Origin of the sequence: Gluconacetobacter johannae (genome assembly GCF_014174305.1) — a bacterium.
Taxonomy (GTDB): Bacteria; Pseudomonadota; Alphaproteobacteria; order Acetobacterales; family Acetobacteraceae; genus Gluconacetobacter; species Gluconacetobacter johannae.
In genome coordinates this window covers 114,401-139,689 of the sequence record NZ_JABEQH010000007.1, presented here as the reverse complement: position 1 = coordinate 139,689, position 25,289 = coordinate 114,401, and the positions used below count along the sequence as shown (strand labels likewise).

Here is a 25,289-nt window from a genome sequence, read left to right as displayed (position 1 = left end):
GGCGTCCTTTGCCCCACCGCGCGGAATGCAGGGGGGAATCGCACAATCGTGTAATAATTGTCATAAACTATTTTTTGTGTCCCACGTTCAGAGCGCTGCAAGGACCGGGGAACCAGTGCACGTTGCACAAACGGCAAGATCGCCGGGAAATAAGAAATAAAAGACAAATATAATATAGATTTGGTTTTGCGACCCATAACAGGGTCATCTCAATAGCTCAGGTTTTACTTACTTAAAATGATGAGCCCTCTGTGTATTTTTATTTCTGAAATATAATTCGCGGATCGAGACTTCAGAAGAAATAAATGCCCCAAAATAAAAAGAAAACAAAGAAAAATGAAAACGAAAACTCATCTTTGTCGTCCAACGCAACGCAGCGCGTTGCTGTCCGTCGGCACCGCTCTTGCCTTGTGTGCCGCAACCGGGGCGGCGGCGCAGACCTCTCTTAACCCGAGTGTCCGGGTCGCAACCCCGCTGAATCAGATCAATTTCGGGTCGACATCGGTGCCGCCCCTGCCTCAGCCCGAGGCATTGTGGCCGGATCCGTTCGGCTGGAACACCTGGCTGCGCGATCGCGGGGTGGCGTTTCTTCTCGATAACACAAATGAATTTGCGGGAAATATCGGTACCGTGACACCCGGTTACGGCCTGCGTAAGGGAAGTTCCAACGCGGGGCAATACGGGTTTGAAAACGATACGGACTGGGAGCGCCTGGCGGGGCTGACCGGCTTCAGCACGCATGCGGTGTTCGTCGGCCGTTACGGTATTCCGGCCAGCCGCATGTTCGGCGACAATGTGGCCCCCAGCCAGGAAATCTATGGTGCCGGCGGCAATGTGGCCGTACACTTCGTCTATGCCTATGGCGAAGAGACGTTATGGCACGGCCGGTTCGACGTCGCGGCGGGCCGCATCCCGTTCCTGAACGACTTCTCGTCCAACCCGCTGTATTGCAATTTCATGAACAATGCCTTCTGTGGAAATCCCAAGGCATCGTCCGACAATACCTCCCATTCCTCCTACCCGGATTCGGTCTGGGCCATCCGGTTCCGCGTTCGTCCTACCGTATCGACCTATTTCCAGACCGGTGTCTTCTTCAGCCAGGCCGGCATTTATGGGGTGAAACAATATCGCACCGGCTTCAAGCTCAACGGCGCCGATATCAATGGCGAGGCGATCCCTATCGAATTTGGATGGGAACCGATTTTCAACCACGGCACACTGCCCGGCCATTACAAGATCGGCTACGCCCGCGATACGGTCGACCATCAGGATGTCTATCGTGACGGTTACGGAGACCCGTGGGCATTGACGGGATTGCCGCGACGGGCGGACCATGGCGCGAACGCGGCGTGGGTGTTGGTCGATCAGATGCTGCATCATTTCAAGGGCGGGGCGAAGGACGCGGGCATCACATTCCTCGGCGGCTTCTATTACAACGACGAAAAAATCTCGATGCGGTCGCAGCAATATCAGGCCGGCTTCCTGGGGCGGGGATTCTGGGCGGCGCGGCCGAAAGACGGTATCGGCATCAATTTTGCCTATATTCGCGAATCGGCGCTGGCGGCGAAGACCCAGGAATTGCAGCTGCTGCAAGGCGTGCTTCCGGGGAATCTGTTGAATGGCGCGTATGGTCCGCAATCCTACGGCATGAACCTGGAAGTGGACTATCAGATCCATGTTTATCGGGGCATGACGTTTGCGCCCGATTTTCAGTATTATTTCCATCCCGGCGGCCAGCGCGCGTTGCGCGATACGGCCATGCTCGGCTTCAAGACCCATATCGAACTTTTCTAGTGTTCCTTTCGGGAAATTCTTACGGGGATTTCCCGGACAAGCCGTCCTGCGGCCCCGCGTTCCGGCCGATCGACCGAAGCGCGGGGTACACGTCACGGAAACAGGCGTACCGTTCGTCGTAGAACGGCATCGCGTCGCGGTCCGGGGCGGTCGTCTTCTCGGCCGCGAAAGGCGGCATGGCGTCAGCCGTGGTCCATCCATCCGCGACCATCGCCAGCCGGGCGGCGCCGATGGCGCAGGCATGTTCGGCATGGCGCGGGACGACCAGTTCGCGCCCCAGAACCGTCGCCACGATGCCGGCCCATTCGGTGCTGCGCGCGCCGCCGCCGATCAGCGCGACCGGGCCGGCTATCGGCTGCTGCCCTGCCAGAAGGTCCTGGCCCTGACGCAGGGAAAACGCAACGCCTTCCAGCACGGCCCTGGCCAGATCCACCGCGTCGCACGACGCATCGAGGCCGATGAACGCGCCGCGCGCGTCGGTATCGTGATACGGCGTGCGTTCCCCCCGCAGATAGGGCAGGAACAGGACGCGGCTCGGCCGCGTGCCACGCTTCTGCACCCGCCGCAGCAGGTCGGCGATATCGCTTTCGTGGCAAAGGGCGGCAACCCATGCCAGGCAGCTTGCCCCGTTCAGCATGGCGGCCATCTGATACCAGCGCCGGGGAACGCAATGGGCGAAGCTGTGCAACCGGATTTCGGCGTCCGGCGCGTATGCGTCCTGCACGGTGACGTAGACCGCCCCCGTGCCCAGCGAAATGAAGGATTGCCCGGCTTCGACCTGGCCCAGGCCGACGGCCCCCACCGGGGTGTCTCCGCCGCCCGTGGCCACGGTCACGCCGGGCGACAGCCCGAGATCGCGCGCCACGTCCATGCGGAGGCGGCCGGCGCAATCGGTGCCCTCGCGCAAGGGAGGCAGGCGATCGGCGCCGAGTCCCAGATAGTCGCATACCGGGCCATACCAGGCGCGGTTTTGCTGGTCGAACAGTTGCGATCCGGCAGCGTCCGACATGTCTGTCGCCAGGTCTCCGGTCAGCCAGAGCCGCACATAATCCTTCGCCCACAGCACATGCCGCATGGCCGCGAACGCGGCAGGGTCGTTCTCGCGGATCCATAGCAGTTTCGCCGCGCTGAAACTGGCCATGGGGCGCACGCCCGTCGCCCGGCCCAGGCCCGGCACATCCTGTTGCAGGCGGCAGGCCTGCGCCTGGCCGCGCGTGTCGTTCCACAGCAGGGCGGGGCGCACGGGGCGCAGCCGGTCGTCCAGCAGCGCGACGCTGTGCATCTGCCCCGAAAGGCCGATCGCGCGGATGGCGGCATAGGGTTCCGGCGCGGTGGCCTTCAGCCGCGCCAGTGCCAGGCGGATACCTTCCACCCATGTTTCGGGATCCTGCTCGCTCAGGCCCGGCCCGGGCTGGTCGATGCGCGACGGAACGGTGGCGGCCGCCAGGACCGATTGCCGGTCATCGACGAGGATCGCCTTCGTCGCGGTGGTGCCGATATCGAGTCCCAGGTAGGTCATGGCAGTCCGCGTCATGGTTCCATGGAAAAGGAAGGTCGGGCTCTGCCCGAACCCGGCAAGGGCCTCGGCCCTTGCATCCCATTCGTTTCACAAAGTCCTGGGTTTCCAAAGGGTTATGCCCTTGGTGGGTCAAGGGTGAAACCCTTGCCTTTGCTTACCACACGGTGAAGCCGCCATCGACATTGACGATCGCCCCCGTCATCAGGCTGGCTGCGTCGGAGGCCAGGAACTGGACGACGGATGCCACCTCGTCCGGCTGGCCGACGCGGTGGATCGGCGTGCCGTCCAGCCAGGCGTCGTACAGCCGTGGCTGTTCCATGCCGAAGCGCGTCAGCGTCGTTTCGATATAGGTGGGCGCGACGGCGTTGACGCGGATACCGCGCGTCGCCCATTCCGCCGCGAGCGAACGGGTATATTGGTGAACGCCGGCCTTCGACGCGTTATAGGCGGCCTGTTCCTGCGGCCTGTTGACGATCAGGCCCGACATCGAACCGATATTGACGATCGCGCCGCCCCCCTGGTCCAGCATGATGCGCCCGAAGGCCCGGCAGCAGCGGAAGATGCCGTTCAGATTGATATCGACCTGTTTCAGCCACTGGGCGTCCGTCATGTCCTCGGCCCTGACCTCGGAGATACAGATGCCGGCATTGCAGACGAGGATGTCGATATGATCTTCCTCGGCCCGCAGGCGCGATGCGGCCGCATCCACCTGTTCGGTGCTGGTCACGTCCAGCCTGGTGCCCGCCACGTCCAGGCCCTCGGCACGAAGGGCCTCGGCGGCGCTGGTCGCCAGCGCCTCGTCCAGGTCGGCGATGATGACGCGTGCGCCGAATTCCGCCAGCGCCGTCACGCAGGCCAGGCCGATATTCTGGGCGCCGCCCGTCACGATGGCGGTGCGACCGTCCAGGCGAAGCTTTTGCGTATACATTCCATTCGCATCCCAAGCATGTCAGCCGGTTGAAAAGAGGGGCTACGACCCGACCTGCAACGGGTGCGCGGCCAGGTGATCCAGCGCGACGCCGTCGGCGTCGAACAGGTGGCAATGCGCGGGATCGGGGGTCACGCCGACCGCGCTGTCGGGGGCGTTCATGTTGTCGCCGCCGGTCTGCACGACGATCTGCCGCCCGTCGGACAGGCGCACATGCAGCAGCGTCGCGGCGCCCAGGCGCTCGCTGATCTCGACCAGGCCCTGCGGCGCACCGGCCATGTCCAGCCCGATATGTTCGGGCCGCACCCCCAGCGTGACGGCTGCCCCGGGCTGCAACGACCCGGCATGGACAGGCACGGTCACGGTCAGGGGGCCGGTGGTGACCGTCGCCGTGCGATCGGTGACCGAGACGATATGCGCCGGCAGCACGTTCATCGCCGGCGACCCCATGAACTGTGCGACGAACAGGTTGCGCGGCCGGTGATACAGGTCCAGCGGGGTGCCGATCTGTTCGACCACGCCCCGGCGCAGGACCACGATGCGGTCGGCCATGGTCATGGCCTCGACCTGGTCGTGGGTGACGTAGATGGTCGTGGCCCCCAGCCGCCGGTGCAGCGTCGCCAGTTCCACGCGCATCTGCCCGCGCAGGGCCGCGTCCAGGTTCGACAGGGGTTCGTCGAACAGGAAGACCTTGGGGTTGCGGACGATGGCGCGCCCGATCGCGACGCGCTGCCGCTGGCCGCCGGACAACTGGCCCGGCTTGTGGTCCAGATAGGGTTCCAGTTGCAGGATTCGCGCGACGTCGGCGATGCGCTGCCGCCGCTCGGCCTCGGGCATGCCGGCCAGCCGCAGGGAAAATTCCATGTTCCGGTAGACGTTCATATGCGGATACAGCGCGTAGGACTGGAACACCATGGCCAGCCCGCGCTCGGCCGGCCCCTTCTCGTTGGCGCGCACCCCGTCGATCAGCAGTTCGCCGGCGGTGATCTCCTCCAGTCCCGCGATCATGCGTAGCAGGGTCGATTTGCCGCAGCCGGACGGCCCGACGAAGACGACGAATTCCCGGTCGTGGATCGTGAGGGAGACCCCCTTGATGATCTCCTCGTCCGAATAGGTCTTGCGAATGTCCCGCAATTCTACGGTCGCCATGACGCCCCCCTGGCAATCCTGTATGGTTCAGATCGTCCGGCTATTTCACCGCGCCGAAGGTCAGCCCGCGGACAAGCTGCTTCTGGCTCAGCCACCCGAAGACCAGGATGGGCGCCACCGCCAGCGTCGATGCCGCGGACAGCTTGGCGAAGAACAGGCCCTCGGGCGAGGAGAACGAGGCGATGAAGGTCGGCAGCGGGGCGGCGGCGGAGGATGTCAGGTTCAGCGACCAGAACGCCTCGTTCCAGCACAGGATCATCGACAGCAGCCCGGTCGACGCGATCCCCGGCAGCGCCAGCGGCAGCAGCACCTGCGTGATTTCCTGCCAGCGCGTGGCGCCGTCCATGCGCCCGGCCTCCAGGATCGGGATCGGCACCTCGCGGAAGAAGGTGTACAGCATCCAGACCATGATCGGCAGGTTGGTCAGCGTATAGATCACGACCAGCCCGGTGCGGCTGTCCAGCAGGCCCATGCCGCGCGCCAGCAGGTAGATCGGCACCAGCACGCCCACCGGCGGCAGCATGCGGGTGGACAGCATCCACAACAGCGTGCCGCGCGTGCGCCGCCCCGGCAGGAACGCCATGGCATAGGCCGCCGGGATCGACAGCAGGATGGCCGCGATGCTGGCCAGGACGGAAATGGCGACGCTGTTCAGCGCGAAGTGCCAGTATGTCTCGCGGGCGAAGACCTCGCGATAGCTCGACAGGGTGGGGTGGAAGATCAGGTGCGGGGGCGTCGAAATCGCGTCGGGCTCGGTCTTGAAGCCGGTCAGCACCATCCACAGGATGGGAAAGAACACCCACAGCGCGACGGCCCAGGCCGCCCCGCCGATGGCAATGCGCCGCAGGCGCGCGCGCTTCCGGGTCATCGGCGTCAGGCCTCCAGGTTGCGGGCGACGGCGCGCAGCAGGAACGCCGCCACGATATTGGCGATGACGATGGCCACCACCCCGCCCGCCGATGCGCCGCCGACATCGAATTGCAGCAACGCGCGGGAATAGATCAGGAAGGCCAGGTTGGTGGACGCAACGCCCGGCCCGCCCGCGGTGGTGACCGAAATCTCGGCAAAGACCGCCAGCAGGAAGATCGTCTCGATCATGATGACGACCGTGATGGCGCGCGACAGATGCGGCAGGATGATATAGCGGAACTGCGCCAGCGGCCCCGCGCCGTCCATGCGCGCGGCCTCCTTCTGTTCGGCATCCAGCGACTGGATCGCCGTCAGCAGGATCAGGATCGCGAAAGGCAGCCATTCCCACGACACGATCATGACCAGCGTCGCCAGCGGATAGCGCGACAGCCAGTCCACCGGGGTCAGCCCCACCGCCCGCATCATGGCGGAATAGACGCCGTAGATCGGGTGCAGCATCAGGTTCTTCCACAACAGGGCGGACACCGTCGGCATGACAAAAAACGGGGAGATGACCAGAACCCGTGCGATCCCGCGCCCAGGAAACGACTGGTCGAACAGCACGGCCAGGAGCGTGCCCAGCCCCACGGTGATGACCAGAACGCCCCCCACCAGGATGGCGGTGTTCAACAACGCGGTGAGGAAATCGGGATCGGTCAGCAGGTACCAGTAATTGCCCAGGCCCGCGAACCCGACCTGGGTTGGGTCGACCAGATTGTAGCGGCGGACCGAGTACCACAGCGTCATCGCCAGCGGGACCAGCGACCACACCAGCAGAAGGATGACCGCCGGCGACAGCAGCAGCGCCCCGCCGGTGCGCCGGGCACGCGACGGCCTGCCCACAGGCGCCGCCGCGACCGGGATCCGTCCTGCCGCCTGGTCCATCTGCCCCTCCTACCGCATCAGGCCGGACTGGCGCACGGTGCGTGTCACCGACGCCTGGGCCGTCGCCAGGGCCTGCTCGACACTCGTCTGGCCCGACAAGGACGCGGCGACGATCTGCCCGACCTGGGTGCCGATGGCCTGGAACTGGGGAATGGCGACGAATTGCGCGCCGCCATAGGGGCGGGGCTGCTTCGTCGGCCCGTTGGGGTCGGCACGGTCGATGGCGGTATGGACAAACGACGCGAACGGAGCCGCCTTCTGGTACTCCGGACTGTCATAGGTCGACAGGCGTGTCCCGGCGGGCACCGCGACCCACCCGTGCGTCTTCGCCACCAGCCGCACATACTCCTTCGACGTCGCCCAGGTGATGAAAAGCTGAGCGTCCGCCGTGTGGCTGGACGAGGCCGGGATGGCCAGGTTCCAGCTCCACAGCCAGGTCGGTCCCTTCCCGTACGGCCCGAGCGGCGCCGCCGCGAAGCCGACGGTGCCGGCGACATGCGACTGCGCCGGGTCGAACAGCAGGCCGCCGGCGACGGTGGAATCGACCCACATGCCGCAATGGCCGCTGCCGAACAGGGCCAGATTCTCGTTAAAGCCGTTCGATGTCGCGCCGGGTGGGCCGCCGGCTTTCAGGGCGGTGACGTACCAGGTCAGCGCCGCCTTCCACTCGGCGGACTCCAGCATGGGACGCCACGCCATGTCGAACCACTGGCCGCCGAACGTGTTCACCAGCGAGGTGACATAGGCCATGTTCTCGCCCCAGCCCGGCTTGCCGCGCAGACACAGGCCGTAGATCTGGTTGCCCTTGTCTGTGATCTTGTCGGCAAAGGTGCGGATCTGGTCGTACGTCGGGGCGTCGGGCATCGTCAGGCCGGCCTTGGCGAACAGATCCTTGCGGTAATAGGTCATGACGCTTTCGGCATAGAACGGCAGGGCATACAGCTTGCCATCGACCGTCAGCCCGGCCCGGACCGAGGGCAGGATATCGTCCGCGTCATAGGCGGCGTCGGGCGACAAGGCCGCCAGCCAGCCCTGTTTCGCCCAGATCGGCACTTCGTAATTGCCGATCGTCAGGATGTCGAACTGGCCCGACCGGGTCGCGATGTCGGTCGTCACGCGCTGGCGCAGGACATTCTCCTCCAGCGTCACCCAGTTCAGATGGATGTCCGGATGACTCTTTTCGAATTCGCCGGACAATTGCTTCATGACGACCATGTCGGCGTTGTTGACGGTGGCGATCGTCAGCGTGCCCGCCGCATGCGCCGGCCCCGCCCCCAGCACAAGCATGGACAGGCCGGCCCAACGCCTCAGAGTCTGTTTGAAAATGCGCGCTGGCGGCGATCCGACGCGCGTTTCCTGCGCTTCGATGCTCACGGCCGATAAGGCCGCTCCGCTTCGGTGCTCGAAAACACACGCCGGGCGCTTCACGACGTTCCGCTCTCGCTCGCCAGCCCACATTTTCAAACAGGCTCTCAGAGTGGTCGAATGCACCATATCGCAACCCTTTTTTTCTTCATTCCGCCCGTGTTGTCGGGTGACGCCGTGTTCCGGCAGGCGGTTCGGTCCGGTGTGGTCGGGAAGACGCGTTATCGGGACATGATCTGCCGATACTGCCTCTGGTCGGCGTACATCGCGCGGAAGACCTGCAACTTGGCGTCGTGGAACCCCCGGGTCCGCGCGTCGGGCAGGATTTCGGCGCCGGTGCGGCTCATGGCCGCCATTCCGTCGCCGATCGACGGATGGACCCCGCCCGCCACGGCGCCCAGGATGGCGCTGCCCAGCAGGACGGCATCGGGCTCCTCGGGCAGTAGGATGCGGCAGCCGGTCGCATTGGCGTGCTCGCGGACGAAAACCGGATTCTTCGTCCCGCCGCCGGTCGCAAGGATCGTGTCGATGGCATAGCCCTGCCCGTTCAAGGCGTCGATGATGTCGCGGGTTCCGTAGGCCAGGCCCTGGATCGTCGCCAGGTATAAACACGCCAGATCTTCATCGGTTGCCGACAGGCCCAGCCCGCAGATCATGCCGCGCAGGTCGGGGTCGGCGTGGGGCGAGCGATTGCCGTGGAAATCGGGCATGACATGCACATCGCGCGTGCAGGTGCCGGGGGGCTGTCCCTGCTCCAGCCCGGCCAGGATGTCGTTCAGCGCCTGATAGATCGTCCGCTCGTCCTGCTCGGCCTGGCGGCGCAGCGCCGTGGCGGCCGGATGGCTTGCGATCACGAAATCGACCAGGCTGCCGGTGGCGGACTGGCCGGCCTCGTTCAGCCAGAGGCCGGGCAGCATCGCATCGAAATACGGCCCCCAGACGCCCGGTACGAAGCGCGGCGCGGAGGACACCACCATGTGGCAGCTCGACGTCCCGCCGATCAGCGCAAGACGCCGGTCGAATGCCGCGCCGCCGGGGGCGGGCGCCGCGCCGATGAGGCCGATGCCGCCCGCATGTGCGTCGATGGCCGAGACCGCGACCGGCGTTCCCTGGGGCAGGCCCAGTTCCTCGGCCGCCTGCGCGGTCAATCCTGCGCCGACATGCCCGCCCAGCGGGCGGATATCGGTGCCGATGCGGCGATAGCCCTCGTCCACCAGCCGGCCCAGGCCGATGCCGCGGAAATAGGAATCGTCCCATCGGTCCTCGTGCGCCAGATAGGTCCACTTGCAGACCGTCGAACAGCGCGACCGCGACTCCGACCCCGTGGCCCGCCAGGTCAGGAAATCCGGCAGATCGAAGAAAAAGCCGGCCTGGTCGAAGATGTCGGGAAGATGGTCCTTCAGCCACAGCAGCTTCGGCGTTTCCATCTCGGGCGAGATCACGCCGCCGACATAGCGCAGGGCCTCATATCCCCCGGCATTGATCCGCGCCGCCTCGGCCATGGCCCGATGGTCCATCCACAGGATCACGTCCTGGCCCGCCGCGCCGTGCGGGTCGACCGACAGCGGCGCGCCTTCCCTGTCCAGCACCACCAGCGAGCATGTGGCGTCAAACCCGATTCCGCGCACATGCAGCGGGGCGCCGGCGCGCTCCGCGGCGGTGGTCATCGCATCGGACACGCTGGCGCACACGGCCCGCCAGATATCGGCCGAGGATTGCTGGGCGACATTCGGGCGTGGATGCCATGTCCGGGTCGCGCGGCTGGCGGCCCCCAGCTTGCGGCCGTCGGCGGTGAAGACCCCGGCGCGGGCGCTGCCCGTCCCCACGTCGATTCCCAGAACGACATCCATGCGCCGTGTCCTTCCTCGGGGCGCTGCCCTGAAACCGCCAAAGGCCACCGGCCTTTGGAAAACCAGTGGTTTTATCGGTATTACGCGCTTTCCTTATGCGTCTGGAAATGCTGGTATTCCCGTCGCACGATCGTCATCAGTTCCGGAACCGACGTCGAACGGGCGTCGCTTTCGTATGTGACCTGGCCACGCTGCATCAGCATGATGCGGTCCGCGATGTCCAGCGTCTGGGCGTAATTGTGCATTATCATGATGATCGACATGTTGCCCTCGGCCTTCAGCCGCAGGATCAGGTCGATAATCAGTGCGGCCTCGCGCGCGCCCATCGCGGCCAGCGGCTCGTCCAGCAGCAGGATGCGGGCCCTGGCGTGCACCGCGCGGGCGATCGCGATCGCCTGCCGCTGCCCGCCCGACAGCGCCCCCACCTCGGCATCCACCGAAGGAATATAGACGCCGATTTCCTCGAGGCAGCGGATGGCCTCGCGCCGCATCGCCCGGTTGTTGAGGATATGGAATCCGGGATAGAGAATTTCGCGATTCAGGAAAATATTGTGATAGACCGACAGCGAATTTGCCAGCGCCAGATCCTGGTAGACGCATTCGATGCCCAGGGCGCGCGCGTGATCGACCGACCGCAGCGCGGTCTCGGCGCCGTCGATATATAATTTTCCCGAACTCTGCGGCTGGTAGCCGGTCAGGATCTTCATCAGCGTCGATTTTCCGGCGCCGTTATCGCCCAGGATGCCCAGGATCTCGCCCCGGCGCAGCCGCAGCGACACCCCGTTCAGGGCGGTGACCGGGCCGAAGGTCTTGACGATGTTCTCGGCCCGCAACAGGTCCGTGACGGCGAGCGGCTCGGCGCCGTCGAGGGCGGCGTACGTCGTCGGGGGCGCGCGGAGGCCGGCGATCGGGGTGTGGGTCATGATACAGCCATCCTGCGCCGATACCGGCCGATGAGGATATTGCAGAGCATGGCCACCAGGATGGCCCCGCCCAGGATAAGGTCGAAGGTAAAGGCGTTGATCCCGATCAGGGTGAAGCCGTCATTGAGGATGCCCAGCACCATGGCCCCGATCATGGCGCCGGCGATGGTCCCCGACCCGCCGGCCAGCGGCGTTCCGCCGATGACCGCCGCCGCCACGGCCAGGAACATGATATGCGTGCCCCCGGCCGTCGGGTCGATCGACGAGATCCGGAAGGCCTCGAGTATCCCGGTCAGCCCGGCCAGCGCGCCGCTGATGACGAAATTGACCATCTTCAGTTCGCGCGTGCGGATCCCCGCCTCGCTGGCCCCGACGGGGTTGGCCCCGGCCGCGATGGTGTGCAGCCCCCAGCGGGTGTTGCGTAGCATGAAGTGCATCACCAGCACGACCAGCGCCGCCCAGACGAATTCCGCATAGCCGCCCCGGCCCATGATGAAGGCCAGGGTCGGGCTGGCGTCCACCCCGACGGGCGTACCGCCGGAAATGGTCAGCGTCAGCCCGTTCAGCAGGAACAGCATGCCCAGCGTGGTGACGAACGACGGCACCTGCAGCAGCACGGTCACCATGCCGTTCACCGCGCCGACCGCCGCCGCGCCCGCCAGCGCGCCCACGATGGCCAGGGGGGCGGGCAGGCCGGCCCGGGTCAGGAAATACATCAGGAAGGGCGCCAGCGCGTAGACCATGCCGGCCGACAGGTCGATCTCTCCCCCGATCATCAGGATCACCTCGCCGCACGCGATCAGCGCGACGGGGGCGATGAATTGCGACAGGTTCTGCAGGCTGGCGTTGGACAGCAGGAAGTTGGCGTTGGCGATCTGGAAATAGATCGCCAGCACCACCGCCACGACGATGACGCTCAGTTCACGCCATCTCAACATGCTGTTGATCGTTCTTGCCATGAGGTCGCATCCTTGTCGCACGGGGCCTATGACTGGATGGGGCCTGACCGCGGGATGAACTGCGCCTCGCTCGAACTGCCCTCGAAGCGGCTCTTGGTTGCGAGATAGGGCGCGACGTTGGCCCTGGTCACGAATTTCAGGCCGGTATTGATGTCCGCCGGCCCCACCAGCCCGCCGGACATCAGGTAATTGTGCATTTCCATGACCGTGTAGTAGCCCTGCAGATAGGGCTGCTGGTCGATTGTGAAATCCAGGTGGCCGCCCTGGATCAGGCTGAGCGTGCGCGGCAGCAGGTCGAAGCCGCCGCCATGCACGCCCTTGGCGGCCAGTCCGTACTGTTCCATCGTTTCGGCGACGCTCTGGGTGGTGCCCCCATCGACCGAGAACAGGCCTTTGACGTCCTGATGGCCCAGATAGTAGGCTTTGACCTTGGACAGTTCCTCGTTCACCGTGGCGCCGGTCGCGACAATGTCGATCTGGTAGGACCGGCCGCTCTTGTCCAGCACATCCCGCGCGCCGTCGATGCGGGGCTGGATGTTCAACTGCCCGGGGGTGGCGATCATCAGCGCCACGCGCCCGCCCGGCACCAGCTCCAGGATGCGCTGGCCCATCAACTGCCCGGCCTTGAACAGATCCTGCCCGATATAGGCCAGCCGTTTGTTGCCCGACCCCGGCGGGACGTCGGCATTATAGGCGAACACCGGGATGCCGGCGGCCAGGGCGCGCTCCACGGGGTCGTTGAACGCATGCGGATCGACCAGGCTGACGGCGATGGCGCTGGCCTTGGCGGCGATGGCGGCGTTGATCGCGCCGATCATCTCGGCCGCGATGCTGTTTTGCGACCCTGTCCATTGCGTGTCCGCGCCGACCAGCGCCGCCGCATCACGGATGCCGTACTGCGTCGCGGTGAAAAACGGGTTGGTCGTCACGTGATTGACGAAGACAAACCGGAATCTGGGATGGCTGGCCTCCTCGGCCGCGGCGCGGCGTATGCCGCCCAGCGCCGCCAGCGAGGCGCCAAGGGCCGCAGTCTGCATGATTCCTCGACGACCGACGCCCTTTTGCGTCGGCGCGAAAGACCGGTTCCACATCGTGTCCTCCAGACAGGGCCGCCTTTTGGAAGGCGATCTTGCGTTCTTGGTCCGTTATGTTGTCGGAATGCCTGGGAAAGATGCGTGGTCCAGCCGGGTGCAGGGCCTCGATTGAACGGCGCCTGTTGTCGTTACTGCCGATGGCCATGGAAACAAAGCATTTCGAGGTGACCGCCCGATCAATAAAGCGCGATAGAAATCGGCGTTGTATACACCGTTCTTTTACTTTGACGCAGTGCAACCCGCGCGGCTTTATTTCAACGTCGATATGCCGGCCCGTCGCGCATGAAATACCGCAGCGCGCGTGAAACTCGTCCCCGCGATGACAGTTTGCGTTACCGACGGCCGGACACCTCAGAAAAACAAGAGCTGCCCCACGGCTCGAAAATGGTGTGCTCATGAATTCCGCAACGTTTCAACCCGTGGCCGCCGATGGCGCCGCACGTGCAAATTCCGCCGGACATGCCAGGCCGGTTCTGGAAATGTTTGGAATTTCCAAAAGTTTTCCTGGGGTCAAGGCCCTGCAGAATGTGCAGCTTGCCGCCTATGCCGGCGAGGTGCTGGCGCTGATGGGCGAGAACGGCGCCGGAAAATCGACGCTGATGAAGATCCTGTCGGGCGCCTATGTCGCCGATCCGGGCGGCGAGATCCGGATCGACGGGCGGCCGGTCAAGCTCGGCAATCCGGCGGCGGCGCGCGCGGCCGGCATCGCCATCATCTATCAGGAACTGGCGCTGGCGCCGAACCTGACGGTGGCCGAGAACATCCATCTGGGCGCGGAACTGGGCCGGGCCGGATTGATCGACCGTGTCGCGATGAACGAGGCCTGCCGCCCGCTTCTCGAACGGCTGGGCACGCCCTTCCGGCCCGAGACCCTGGTCGCCACCCTGTCGGTCGCCGAGCAGCAGCTGGTCGAGATCGCACGCGCGCTGCACCGCCAGGCCCGCATCCTGGTGCTGGACGAACCCACCACGGCGCTGTCGGCCCGCGAGACCGACCGGCTTTTCGCGCTGATCCGCCAGTTGCGCGCCGAGGGCATCGCGCTGATCTATATCAGCCACCGCATGGCCGAGATCGACGAGCTGGCCGACCGCGTGGCGGTCCTGCGCGACGGCACCTATGTCGGCATGCTGGAGAAGCAGGAGATCAGTTCCGCCGCCATCGTGCGGATGATGGTCGGTCGCGACCTGTCCGGCTTCTACGTCAAGCAGCGCGGGGGCAGGCCGGTCTTCGGGCCGCCGGTGCTGGAAGTCGACGGGTTGACGGACGGCGCGCGCGTGCAGCCCAGCAGCTTCACGCTGCACCAAGGCGAGGTGCTGGGGATCGCGGGCCTGGTGGGCGCGGGACGGACCGAGCTGGCGCGGCTGATCTTCGGCGCCGACCCCCATCCCAGCGGACGGATCAGGCTGAACGGCAAGACGATCGAGATCCGTTCCCCGCGCGAGGCGCTGGATGCCGGCATCGCCTACCTGACGGAGGACCGCAAGGCGCTGGGCCTGTTCCTGGACATGTCCTGCGCCGGGAACATCAACATGGGCGTCATCGGGCGCGATGCCCATGGCGGCGTGCTCGACAGCCGTCGCGGCCGCTCGCGCGCCAGCAGCGCGTTCGCGATGCTCAAGGTCCGTGCGGCCAGCACGCTGGTGTCGGTCGGCGGCCTGTCGGGCGGTAACCAGCAGAAGGTGCTGCTGGGCCGCCTGCTGGAGACGGGTCCGAAGGTGCTGATCCTGGACGAGCCGACACGCGGCGTCGATATCGGCGCCAAATCCGAAATCTACCGCCTGATCGGCGACCTGGCGGCGAAGGGCCTGGGAATCATCGTGATCTCCAGCGAAATGGCCGAGATCGTCGGCATCTGCGACCGCGTGCTGGTGATGCGCGAGGGCGTCATCACCGGAGAGGTCGGCGGGCCGGACCGGCCCGACATCACCCAGGAAGCCATCATGGCCTATGCCGCCGGCGTCGCGGCCTGAGGAACATCAGAGCATGTCCAGCGCACTCGTCCCCCCTGCCGGCCCGGCGGAAATCCCGTCGTCCGCCCGCACATCCGAACGGCTTCGCAGCGTCATGCAGGCGGCCGGCATGCTGCCGGTGCTGGTCCTGCTGGCCATCGGCTTTCATGTCTTCGGCGGCCACCGCTTCCTCAGCGGCCAGAACCTGTCGATCGTCGCCCAGCAGGCCGCGATCAACGTGGTGCTGTCGGCGGGGATGACGTTCGTCATCCTGACGGGCGGCATCGACCTGTCCGTGGGCTCCACCCTGGCGTTCTCGGCCATGGGGGGGCTGATGGTCTCGCTGGTGCCCGGCCTGGGCTGGCTGGCCATCCCGGCCTGCCTGGGCGCCGGGCTGCTGATCGGCCTGCTGAACGGCTCGCTGATCGCGGGGCTGAAGATCCCGCCCTTCATCGTCACCCTGGGCACCCTGACCGCCGTACGGGGCCTGGCCCGGCTGATGGGCGAGGACCGCACCATCTTCAACCCGTCCCTGTCCTATGCCTGGATCGGCAACGACGGCATTCCCGTGACCTCGACGCTGGTCATCCCGTGGCTGGCGGTCATCGCGCTGGTCGTCATCGTCGCCTGCTGGTTCGTCCTGCGGCGCACGGTGCTGGGCGTGCATATCTACGCGGTGGGCGGCAACCCCGCCGCCGCGCGGCTGGCGGGCATCAACGTGCCCGCCGTGCTGATGTTCGTCTATGCGCTGTCCGGCCTGCTGGCGGGGCTGGGCGGCGTCATGTCCTCGGCCCGCCTCTATGCCGCCAACGGGCTGCAACTCGGCCAGTCCTACGAACTGGACGCCATCGCGGCGGTCATCCTGGGCGGCACGTCCTTCGTCGGCGGCATCGGCTCGGTCTGGGGCACGCTGGTGGGCGGGCTGATGATCGCCGTGCTGTCTAACGGCCTGATCCTGATCGGGGTGTCCGATATCTGGCAGTTCATCATCAAGGGCCTCGTCATCATCATCGCCGTGGCGCTCGACCGCTTCCGCCAGCCCGCCGCGCGGACCTGAACTCCGCCTCATCTTCCCTCCCTCCCTCTCATCGGACCTGTCATCATGACGTTCAAATCCGCGCTTTTCGCCGGTCTGGCTTTCCTCGCTCTGAGTGGGGCTTCGGGCGGCGCCACGGCACAGGCCAAGGCGATCACGGGCATCGGCATCTCGCTCGGCACATTGGGCAACCCCTATTTCGTGGCGCTGGTCAAAGGCGCCACCGCCCAGGCGGCGAAGCTGGCGCCGGGGGCGCGCATCACCTCGGTCTCGGCCGATTACGACCTGAACAAGCAGTTCTCGCAGATCGACAATTTCATCGCCTCGGGCGACAATCTCATCCTGGTCAACGCGGTCGATCCGCAGGCCATCCTGCCGGCCATCCGGCGCGCGCGGCATGCGGGCGCCGTGGTGGTGGTGGTCGATGTCGGCGCGGTCGGCGCCAGCGCCATCGTCCAGACCGACAATGTCGAGGCCGGCCGCCTGTCCTGCGCGTTCCTGGCGCAGCAACTGGGCGGCAAGGGCAACGTGGCCATCCAGAACGGCCCGCAGGTGTCCTCGGTCATCGATCGCGTCAATGGCTGCAAGGAAGTGCTGGCCAAGAACCCCGGCATCAGGATCGTGTCCGACGACCAGAACGGCCAGGGGTCGCGCGACGCCGGCTTCGCCGTCATGCAGGGATACCTTGTGCGGTTCCCCGACCTCAACGGCGTGTTCACCATCAACGACCCGCAGGCCGTCGGCAGCGACCTTGCCGCCAGGCAGGCGCATCGTTCGGGCCTGGTCATCACCTCGGTCGACGGCGCGCCGGAAATCGTCGCCGCGCTGAAGGACAAGACCTCGTCGATCCTCGCGTCCTCCAGCCAGGACCCGTATCAGATGGGCATCGACGCGGTGACCGCGGGGCAGAGCCTGCTGGACGGCAAGATGAAGGACGGCACGGTTCAGTTGATTACGCCCAAGCTGATTACCCGCGACAACGTCGCAAGCTACCAGGGCTGGACCAGCCACTGACCTTTCGCCACGGGCCGGCGGCCGGGGCGCGTCGCGCGCCCCGGTCGATCCCCCCTCAGGACGCCCAGTTTTCCTGGAAATCCCCATAGAGCGTCAGCCCGCCATCGACGAACAGCGTCTGGCCGGTCACATAGCTGGCCTGATCGGACGACAGGAACAGGATCGCATCCGCCACCTCGCCGGCGCCGCCGGGGCGGCGCATCGGGATATGGCGCGATACCGCCGCGCGCCCGCGCGGGTCGTCGATCCAGGCCCTGTTCATCGGCGTTTCGATGGCGCCCGGCGCGACCGCGTTCACGCGGATGCCGCGCGCGGCATATTCCAGCGCCCATGTCCGCACCATGTTCCCGATCGCCCCCTTGCTGGCGGCATAGCCCAGGTAACCCGGCTTGGGGATGACCTGGTGCACCGAACTGGTCACCACGACGATCCCCGGCGCGCCGGCGTTCAGCCAATGGTGCAGGGCCGCGCGGACGCAGAGCATGACACCCGTCACATTGACCGCCAGGACCTTGGCGAAATCCTCGGTCGTGACGGCCTCCGACGGGCTCGGGATCTGGATTCCGGCGTTGCACACCACGATGTCCAGGCCGCCCATCTCCGCGATCGCGGTCCCCACCAGATCATCGACCGTCTCCTCCCGGGCGATATCGCCCGGCCGGGCCAGGTGGGGACCCGCGCCGACCGGGGGCAGGCCGGCCATGGTCTGCCGCAGCGTTTCGGGGCTGAGGTCGTTCAGGGCGATACGCGCGCCCTCGCACGCGAAGGCGCGCGCGGTGGCGGCGCCGATGCCCTGGCCGCCCCCCGTGAGGAACACGCGCCGGCCGGCGAAACGGGACCGATCGTGGGATGCCATGGCGTTGCCCTCTGGATGCTCCCCGAAGGGAGGGGACGTGAAATCCGGGGATTTTCATGGAAGGCTGTCGCCTGCGTCTGCGCCGCGCGCCCGCATCCAGGCTTCCACGGTCGCCAGTTCATCATGGGGGCGTACTTCATCGACGGTGATGCGTCCCTCATAGACGCAGCCGCTTTCCCCATCGAGCGTGATGTCCGCGCCGCTGTCGAAACGCCGTCCTGCGATCAGGCAGCTTTTCCTGTCGGGCGCGACCACAAGATCGGCGCATCCGACAATGGCGACCTTGCCGAGTTCGCGCGCCACGACCGCCGCGTGGCTGGTACGGCCGCCATGCGCCGCAAGCAGTCCCTCGGCACTGGCGATCCCTTCGATATCCTCGGTCAGGACGTCATTGCTGACCAGGATGGCCGGCCGCCCCTGCCGGGCAAATTGTTGTGCGACGTCCGCGCTCATGACGATGGCGCCCGTTGCGGCGCCTATCCCGGCCGGCGTGCCTCGGGCGATCGCGTCACCGTGCGCGCCCACCACGCGCCGGCGCGCGATCGCGGTATAATTCAACCCTTCCAGGCGCCGCAGCGCCTCATCGACGCCGATCAGGCCCTCGCGCACCATATCGACGGCGATCTTCAGGCGCGCCCAGGCGGATCGTTTGCCCGCGCGGGTCTGCAGCAGGAAAAGCCGTCCGTCCTCGACCGTGAATTCGAAATCCTGCATATCGTGGAATTTGTCTTCGATCTGCCTGGCGAAGTGCTCCAGGCTCTGTGCGACCTGCGGCATGATGCGGGAGAGCGTGACGGCGGGGGTGACGCGCCTGCGGCCGGACACTACGTCGTCGCCCTGGGCGTTGAAGGAAAAATCCAGATAGAGCCGTTTCTCGCCCGTCGCAGGGTCGCGCGTGAAGCCGACGCCCGATCCCGATTTCGGCCCCGAATTGCCATAGACCATGCGCTGCACGGTCACCGCCGTCCCAGGAAGGTCGGTCAGATTCCGGATCCGCCGATAGGTTTTCGCGCGATCCGACTCCCATGACCGGAACACCGCGTCCACCGACTGCAGAAGCTGCTCCATGGGCGTGTCGGGAAAGGTCCGTCCGGACATCTCCTCGAAAATATCGAGATATCGCAAGGCCAGGCCGCGCAGGGACAAGGTATCGAGGTCGGACAGGGCCCCGGCCTGCCCGGCCAGCAGGGCGCTTGCCGATGCGTCCTCGAATGGCGTCGGGTCCAGGCCGTGCACGACCTGCCCGTACGAGCTGACCAGTCGGGCATAGCAGTCCCAGACAAGACGGGGATCGCCCGTCAGCGCCATCATCCCCGGCAGGGTCGTGCGCGTCAGCCCGACATTCAGGATGGTATCGAGCATGCCGGGCATCGAGATCGGGGGACCCGAGCGGACCGCGACCAGCAATGGCCGCCGCGCATCGCCGAACGCCAGGCCGGTCGCCTGCTCCAGACGGCTCAACGGGCCGGCGACGCGCGCCCGGAACTCGTCCATCGGCGGCGGGCCGTTGGCGATCCATTGGGCGCAGAGCGAGGTCGGCAGGACGAAACCGGGTGGTACGGGCAGGCCCATCGCGGCCAGGACCACGAGATTGAAGGCTTTCCCGCCAAGCAGGGACAGGGCGCCCGCCGGGGGCGGCAGTACGCCCGCTTCGATGATCTGGATGGGGTCAGGTTGCAAACCACTCTCCCACGGCATGATCCGACACGAGGCGACCCGCATTCAGCAACGCGTCCGCCACTTCCTCCAGGCCGCCGGCGACGGCGGTCGTGACATGGAACACCCTGGCGTCGACATCCGCGTGCATCAGATTCGTGAACAGGTCGCGCTGGATGTCGTCCGTTGCGTGTTCATGCTCGTGCAGCCGGTCGAGCAACGCCATGAACGCGCGCATGTCCCGCCGTGCGATGGTCTGGTGTTCGTTGCGTAGCGCGCACAGCAGGCGGACATAGTCCCTGACCGCCATGATGGCGCCTTCGACCAGAAGCAGGAACCGCTCGTGCAGCTCGGCCGGCAGGTCGCGGGGCAGAAATTGCAGGAGAAACGCCACCTCTTCGAATTTGTCGGCGGCGTCGTCGGCTTCCGAGGCGATCACGCGCCAGGCGCGTACCTTGCCGTCGCGGGACAGGTCGCATATGCGTCCCACCTGCCGGTCGGCAAGGGCTTCCCAGAGCTTGGCCCGCGTGGCGGCCCCGCCGGGGTCGGCGACAGTGTCCAGCAGCGTGGCCTGCACCAGGTTGCCGAGGTCAAGGATCAGCGCGGCATGGTCCACGGCCTCATCAAGAATGCGATCGGCCACGGATCCGACGCGCATCATCAGTTCCGCCTGCAACAGATCGCGGATGACGAAGGGCGATCGGCCGTCGCGCAGGGTCTCGCTGGCGATGCGTAATGTCTCACGCAGGAATATCGTCGTGTCGTCCTTGCCCAGCGCGCGTTGCAGGGACGTGTAGGATACGCCGGTGATCCGCGACACGGTTTCCAGCAGATCGTCGATCACGGCCTCGCCGCCGATTTCCAGATAGGCGCGGTGGCCGTATTCGTGATCGGCGGCCCAGTCCAGAATGGCGACGGCTTCCCGTCGCGGGACGAAACGGCCAAGGCTTTTTCGCGCCTTGTTCCAGTCGATGAGAAAGACGAGTGACGCGCCCAGCTCCTCCAGCGCGGTATCGAGGGTGGCAAGGTCGGGGGCTTCGAACGTTCCAACCGTGACAAGGAAAATATCGTCCTCCATGCCCTGCGCGTGCCGGTTGGAGACGGTCCAGGAAAACCGGGGCAGGTGTCTTTGGAAAAAATCGAGACGTTGCTTGTGAATATCGCTGTGGATGATGGTCAGGCGACGGTCTTCGACCTGGGCGATCAGCACATGCGCGTCGGTCGTGCCCAGATCGTTCTGGATGGTCATGTGGGTGCCGTCGCGCATCGCGTTGGTGGCCAGCCCCGGATGATTGAATTTCAATGGCGCCGTGCGATTCAGCCCATGCATGAATGCGGCCAGGCGGTCCCTGTCCGCCTGGCCCAGAAGGTAGGCGCGGGCGCCGGCAACGTCCGTTTCCGCCAGGCCAGCGGCGATCTCGTTGATGGCCTTGTGCATCTCCATCACCAGGCCGTGGAACGATGCCTCGTCGCCGCCTGAAAGGCGCGACAACCGCGAGACCAGGCCGGCCGGCAGGATGTCGCCGTCGAGATGAAGGGACGTGCGAAGCGCCTCCTCGCGTCCGCGGAAGGCGGCTGCCGCCGCGGGGTCGAAAAGGCCCGCGGCCGCGCCTGCCTCCACGGCCGCGCGCATGTGCGACAGATCGTCCAGCAGGCGCGACATCATCGCGCCGATCTGCGGCACCCGGACGCCGTCGCCGGTTCGCTCCAGCGGGGCGGGAGGGTCATAAAGCGGGTTATGGTCCAGCCCGGCCAGCGTCCGTTCGGCCACCAGGTCGGCAAAAGGCGTACGATCGTCCCGGCCCGACGCCGCCTCGACGGCCTGCAGCCAGCTCAGCGCGAATTTTATGCGGCCATTCGCGGCCAGCCCGTCCGCAATCAGGTTGGGCAGAAGCAGCGCGCCCTGCGCGAGCTCGGCAACCATGGCCTCCTTCTGAATGGGCATTCTGTTTTCCCTCCCAGGGGGCCGGCCGGGCCATTGACCATGTCGGGCGCGGGATGGCGGGGAACATGGTCCCTAAACGCCGTCGCGGTGTCCGGTTGCATCATCACGAATCCCGGAGTGCGATTGCAGGAGGGCCGGCGCGCGCGCATCTAGGGTCACCGGGTGTCCCGAAGGGTGGACACCCAGAACATTCATGCAGTGTCCTGCCGATATCCGGTATTCGCCCATGAATTCCGGCGGCGGGGCGCTACGCATCGGGGACCGCGTGTCATGCAGGTCAAGGACGTCATGACCTCGCCGGCAATCTGTGTCGCGCCGACGCAATCCATCGCGGACGCCATCCGGCTGATGGTGGCGCACAAAGTCAGCGGGCTGCCGGTCATAACCGAGAAGGGGCACCTGGTCGGCATTCTGACCGAAGGCGACCTCATGCGCCGGAGCGAGCTGGAGACGGCCGGGCATTCGTGGTTCGGAGACCTGTTCCGGTCGTCGGGGCGGCAGGCCGAGGACTATGTCCATAGTCATGGCCGCAAGGTTGCCGATATCATGTCGGACCGCCCCATGTCCGTCGGGCCGGAGACGCCGTTGCGCGACGCTGTCGCCACATTGATCCTGCAGCATGTCAGGCGCCTGCCGGTCGTCAAGAACGATCAGCTTGTGGGCGTGCTGTCGCGCGCCGACGTGCTGCGCGCGTTGCTGCCGCTGATGTCCGGCGCGCCTGCGGTATCCGATGACCAGAGCATCAGGCAGTCCATCCTGGAGGAATACCAGGCGGAATTGCACCTGGGCGGGCGCAATACCATCAGCGTCGATGTCAGGAACGGGGTGGTGGACCTTGGCGGTACCGTCACGGACGACCGGTTGCGTACCGCGGCCCGTGTGGCGGCGGAAAACGCGAAGGGGGTCGTTTCCGTCGTGGACCACATCATATGCGTCGACCCGTTCGCGGGCGTCACCATCCCACCGCCCCCCTTGCCGTAAGGCATCGCGGCGTTTCGCGGCCAGACAGCAGGAGCGACATGATGACGGAGTCTTCAGAGTCCCTGCGATGGTTCGAGGAGATCGGGCTTGGGGATGTGCCCCTGGTCGGCGGCAAGAATGCCTCGCTGGGCGAGATGTACCGGGGGCTGGCGGCGCAGGGCATTCTGGTGCCCAACGGGTTCGTCCTGACGGCGCGCGCCTATCGCGACGCGCTGGACGAAGCCGACGCCTGGCCGGCCCTGCATGCCCTGCTGGACCCTCTGGACCCGACCGACATCGCCCTGCTGGCGCGCCAGGCAGCCAGGGCGCGCGAGCTGGTCTATGCCGCCACCGGCACCGGGGCGCTGCACCGGCTTGTCGGCGATGCCTATCGTCTTCTCGAAGCGCAATATGGTCCGGATGTCGCCGTCGCGGTCCGCAGTTCCGCCACGGCGGAGGATCTTCCCACGGCCAGTTTCGCGGGCCAGCACGAATCCTACCTGAACGTCAGCGGGGTCGAGGCGATCTTCGAGGCATGCCGCCACTGCTTTGCCTCGCTTTTCACGGACCGGGCCATCGTGTATCGCGCCAATAACGGCTTCGACCATTTCAAGGTCAGCCTGTCCGTCGGGGTCATGAAGCTGGTCCATGCCGATCGCGCGTCCAGCGGCGTCATCTTCACCCTGGATACCGAATCCGGCTTCCGCGACGTCGTCCTGATTACCGGGGCCTACGGGCTGGGCGAAAACATCGTCCAGGGCGCCATCGACCCGGACGAATTCTATGTCCACAAGCCGACCTTTCGCCAGGGACACCGTATCGTGCTGCGGCATGTCCTGGGACGGAAGCAACTGACGATGGGCCTGGAGCCGGGGCCCGGCGGATCGCGCACCCGCAACGCGCCGACCCCGCCGGACCGGCAGCGGCAGTTCTGCATCAGCGATGCCGAAGCCCTGTCCCTGGCCGACCAGGCGCTGCTGATCGAGGATCATTATTCGCGACAGGCCGGCCACCCGGTGCCGATGGACATCGAATGGGCCAAGGATGCCGATGACGGCCGGCTCTATATCGTTCAGGCGCGGCCCGAGACCGTGGCCTCGCGCAGGGGCGCCGCCCTGCTGGAAACCTATGCCCTGACGGGAGAGGGGGCCGTGCTGGCGCGCGGCCGGGCCGTGGGCGAGAAGATCGGGGGCGGTCCGGTCCGCGTGATTTCCACCCGTGACGAACTCGGGTCCTTCCAGCCGGGCGAGGTGCTGGTCGCGCCGTCCACCAATCCCGACTGGGAGGCGGTCATGAAGACCGCGGCCGCCATCGTGACCGACCATGGCGGCCGTACCTGCCACGCCGCCATCATCGCGCGCGAGCTGGGGGTTCCGGCGGTCGTCGGAACCGGCGATGCGACGCGGGTCCTGCGCTCGGGACAGCGTGTCACGGTCTCGTGCGCGGGGGGCGAGAGCGGAGAGATCTATGACGGCGAGGTCCCCTTCGCGGTCACCCGGACCGACGTCGGCAACCTGCCGCGCCCGCGCACCCCGGTCATGGTCAATCTGGGCAATCCGGAACTGGCCTTCAGGACGGCGATGATGCCCTGCGCGGGGGTGGGGCTGGCGCGCATGGAATTCATCATCAGCGAATCCATCGGTATCCATCCGATGGCGCTGGCGCACCCCGAACGCCTGTCGCCCGACGATCGGCGGCGGGTCGCCGAACGCACGGCCGGGAACCCGTCGCCCGGCGACTATTTCATCCGCACCCTGTCGGAAGGGATCGGCACGATCGCCGCCGCCTTCCATCCCAGGCCGGTCATCGTGCGGCTGTCGGATTTCAAGACCAACGAATATGCGGCCCTGATCGGCGGCGCGACGTTCGAGCCGCGGGAGGCCAACCCCATGATCGGCTTTCGCGGCGCGTCGCGCTATGCCCATCCGGCCTATGCCGACGGCTTCGCGCTGGAATGCGCGGCGCTGTCGCGGGTGCGCGGGGACATGGGGCTGACCAACCTGATCGTCATGGTGCCGTTCTGCCGCCGGGTGGTGGAGGCCGAACAGGTCCTGGCCGCGATGGGCCGGAACGGCCTGGCGCGCGGCAAGGATGGGCTGGAGGTCTACATGATGTGCGAAATCCCCAACAACGTCATCCAGATCGATTCCTTTGCCGCGGAATTCGACGGATTCTCGATCGGCTCGAATGATCTGACCCAGCTTACGCTGGGCGTGGACCGCGATTCCGAAATCGTCGCGTTCGATTTCGACGAAGGCGATCCGGGCATGCGCGAGATGCTGCGCCTGGCCGTGACCGGCGCCCGGCGCAACGAACGCAAGATCGGGATCTGTGGCGAGGCCCCGGCGAACGATCCGGACATCGCCCGCTTCCTGGTCGCGATCGGGATTGATTCGATCAGCGTCAATCCGTCCAGCCTGCTTCGCACCATGGACGTCGTCCGCCGGGCCGAGGACGCCATGGCCTGAGCGGCGCGCCACCGCCCCCTTGCGCGGGAT

19 protein-coding genes are annotated in these 25,289 nt (G+C 66.2%); 6 read left to right on the top strand and 13 right to left on the bottom strand.

What is annotated here, in order from left to right; genetic code table 11:
- The first annotated feature begins 381 nt into the window (after window positions 1–381).
- Window positions 382–1,794, top strand: coding sequence for a carbohydrate porin (locus HLH21_RS06720; protein ID WP_246379349.1), 1,413 nt, complete (start codon window positions 382–384; stop codon window positions 1,792–1,794).
- Between the two features lie 19 nt (window positions 1,795–1,813).
- Here HLH21_RS06720 and xylB read toward each other — a convergent pair whose 3' ends face one another.
- The 10 genes from xylB to HLH21_RS06670 all read right to left on the bottom strand — a co-directional run bounded on the left by xylB (window position 1,814) and on the right by HLH21_RS06670 (window position 13,318).
- A complete protein-coding gene (gene xylB / locus HLH21_RS06715; protein WP_182942583.1) occupies window positions 1,814–3,313 on the bottom strand; it encodes a xylulokinase in 1,500 nt (499 codons plus the stop codon).
- 154 nt (window positions 3,314–3,467) lie between these two features.
- Window positions 3,468–4,241, bottom strand: coding sequence for an SDR family NAD(P)-dependent oxidoreductase (locus HLH21_RS06710; protein ID WP_182942581.1), 774 nt, complete (start codon window positions 4,239–4,241; stop codon window positions 3,468–3,470).
- Between the two features lie 42 nt (window positions 4,242–4,283).
- A complete protein-coding gene (locus tag HLH21_RS06705; RefSeq protein ID WP_182942579.1) occupies window positions 4,284–5,390 on the bottom strand; it encodes an ABC transporter ATP-binding protein in 1,107 nt (368 codons plus the stop codon).
- 40 nt (window positions 5,391–5,430) lie between these two features.
- Window positions 5,431–6,258: a carbohydrate ABC transporter permease gene (locus tag HLH21_RS06700; protein WP_182942577.1), complete on the bottom strand. Its 828-nt coding sequence runs from the start codon at window positions 6,256–6,258 to the stop codon at window positions 5,431–5,433.
- Window positions 6,259–6,263: 5 nt separating this feature from the next.
- Window positions 6,264–7,184, bottom strand: a complete 921-nt coding sequence (locus HLH21_RS06695) for a carbohydrate ABC transporter permease (protein WP_182942575.1) — start codon at window positions 7,182–7,184, stop codon at window positions 6,264–6,266.
- 9 nt (window positions 7,185–7,193) lie between these two features.
- Window positions 7,194–8,471, bottom strand: a complete 1,278-nt coding sequence (locus HLH21_RS06690; protein ID WP_182942573.1) for an ABC transporter substrate-binding protein — start codon at window positions 8,469–8,471, stop codon at window positions 7,194–7,196.
- A 299-nt stretch (window positions 8,472–8,770) separates the two neighbouring features.
- Window positions 8,771–10,399 carry an FGGY-family carbohydrate kinase gene (locus tag HLH21_RS06685; protein ID WP_182942571.1) on the bottom strand — a complete coding sequence of 543 codons (1,629 nt, stop codon included), beginning with the start codon at window positions 10,397–10,399 and terminating at the stop codon, window positions 8,771–8,773.
- An 80-nt stretch (window positions 10,400–10,479) separates the two neighbouring features.
- The gene (locus HLH21_RS06680; RefSeq protein WP_182942569.1) at window positions 10,480–11,322 is read right to left on the bottom strand and encodes an ATP-binding cassette domain-containing protein; all 843 of its coding nucleotides are present in this window, start codon (window positions 11,320–11,322) and stop codon (window positions 10,480–10,482) included.
- Complete coding sequence (locus HLH21_RS06675) at window positions 11,319–12,281, bottom strand: ABC transporter permease (protein WP_182942567.1); 963 nt, start codon at window positions 12,279–12,281, stop codon at window positions 11,319–11,321. The genes HLH21_RS06680 and HLH21_RS06675 overlap by 4 nt, the downstream gene beginning before the upstream one ends.
- A gap of 26 nt (window positions 12,282–12,307) precedes the next feature.
- Window positions 12,308–13,318 (bottom strand): sugar ABC transporter substrate-binding protein, encoded by a 1,011-nt coding sequence (locus tag HLH21_RS06670; RefSeq protein WP_246379347.1) that lies wholly within the window; start codon window positions 13,316–13,318, stop codon window positions 12,308–12,310.
- A 536-nt stretch (window positions 13,319–13,854) separates the two neighbouring features.
- Between HLH21_RS06670 and HLH21_RS06665 the strand changes: the two genes are divergently transcribed.
- The 3 genes from HLH21_RS06665 to HLH21_RS06655 are packed head-to-tail and all read left to right on the top strand — an operon-like array spanning window position 13,855 to window position 17,374.
- A complete protein-coding gene (locus HLH21_RS06665) occupies window positions 13,855–15,345 on the top strand; it encodes a sugar ABC transporter ATP-binding protein (RefSeq protein ID WP_182942563.1) in 1,491 nt (496 codons plus the stop codon).
- Between the two features lie 13 nt (window positions 15,346–15,358).
- Window positions 15,359–16,381, top strand: coding sequence for an ABC transporter permease subunit (locus HLH21_RS06660; protein ID WP_182942561.1), 1,023 nt, complete (start codon window positions 15,359–15,361; stop codon window positions 16,379–16,381).
- Between the two features lie 45 nt (window positions 16,382–16,426).
- Complete coding sequence (locus HLH21_RS06655) at window positions 16,427–17,374, top strand: ABC transporter substrate-binding protein (protein ID WP_182942559.1); 948 nt, start codon at window positions 16,427–16,429, stop codon at window positions 17,372–17,374.
- Between the two features lie 55 nt (window positions 17,375–17,429).
- Here the strand turns inward: HLH21_RS06655 and HLH21_RS06650 are convergent, their stop codons facing one another.
- Genes HLH21_RS06650 through HLH21_RS06640 form a run of 3 tightly spaced genes read right to left on the bottom strand, consistent with a single transcriptional unit; the run spans window position 17,430 to window position 21,831 of the window.
- Window positions 17,430–18,230 carry an SDR family NAD(P)-dependent oxidoreductase gene (locus tag HLH21_RS06650; RefSeq protein WP_182942557.1) on the bottom strand — a complete coding sequence of 267 codons (801 nt, stop codon included), beginning with the start codon at window positions 18,228–18,230 and terminating at the stop codon, window positions 17,430–17,432.
- A 54-nt stretch (window positions 18,231–18,284) separates the two neighbouring features.
- Window positions 18,285–19,910 carry a PEP/pyruvate-binding domain-containing protein gene (locus HLH21_RS06645; RefSeq protein ID WP_182942555.1) on the bottom strand — a complete coding sequence of 542 codons (1,626 nt, stop codon included), beginning with the start codon at window positions 19,908–19,910 and terminating at the stop codon, window positions 18,285–18,287.
- Entirely contained in the window at window positions 19,900–21,831 is a 1,932-nt protein-coding gene (locus HLH21_RS06640) for a DUF47 family protein (protein ID WP_182942553.1), read from the bottom strand. Before HLH21_RS06640 ends, HLH21_RS06645 begins: the two co-directional genes overlap by 11 nt.
- Before the next feature lie 270 nt (window positions 21,832–22,101).
- Here HLH21_RS06640 and HLH21_RS06635 point away from each other — a divergent pair, with 270 nt between their 5' ends.
- Together HLH21_RS06635 and ppsA are read left to right on the top strand one after the other, a co-directional pair.
- Entirely contained in the window at window positions 22,102–22,812 is a 711-nt protein-coding gene (locus HLH21_RS06635) for a CBS domain-containing protein (protein ID WP_182942551.1), read from the top strand.
- Between the two features lie 41 nt (window positions 22,813–22,853).
- Window positions 22,854–25,259 carry a phosphoenolpyruvate synthase gene (gene ppsA, locus HLH21_RS06630; protein ID WP_182942549.1) on the top strand — a complete coding sequence of 802 codons (2,406 nt, stop codon included), beginning with the start codon at window positions 22,854–22,856 and terminating at the stop codon, window positions 25,257–25,259.
- The last annotated feature ends 30 nt before the right edge of the window (window positions 25,260–25,289 follow it).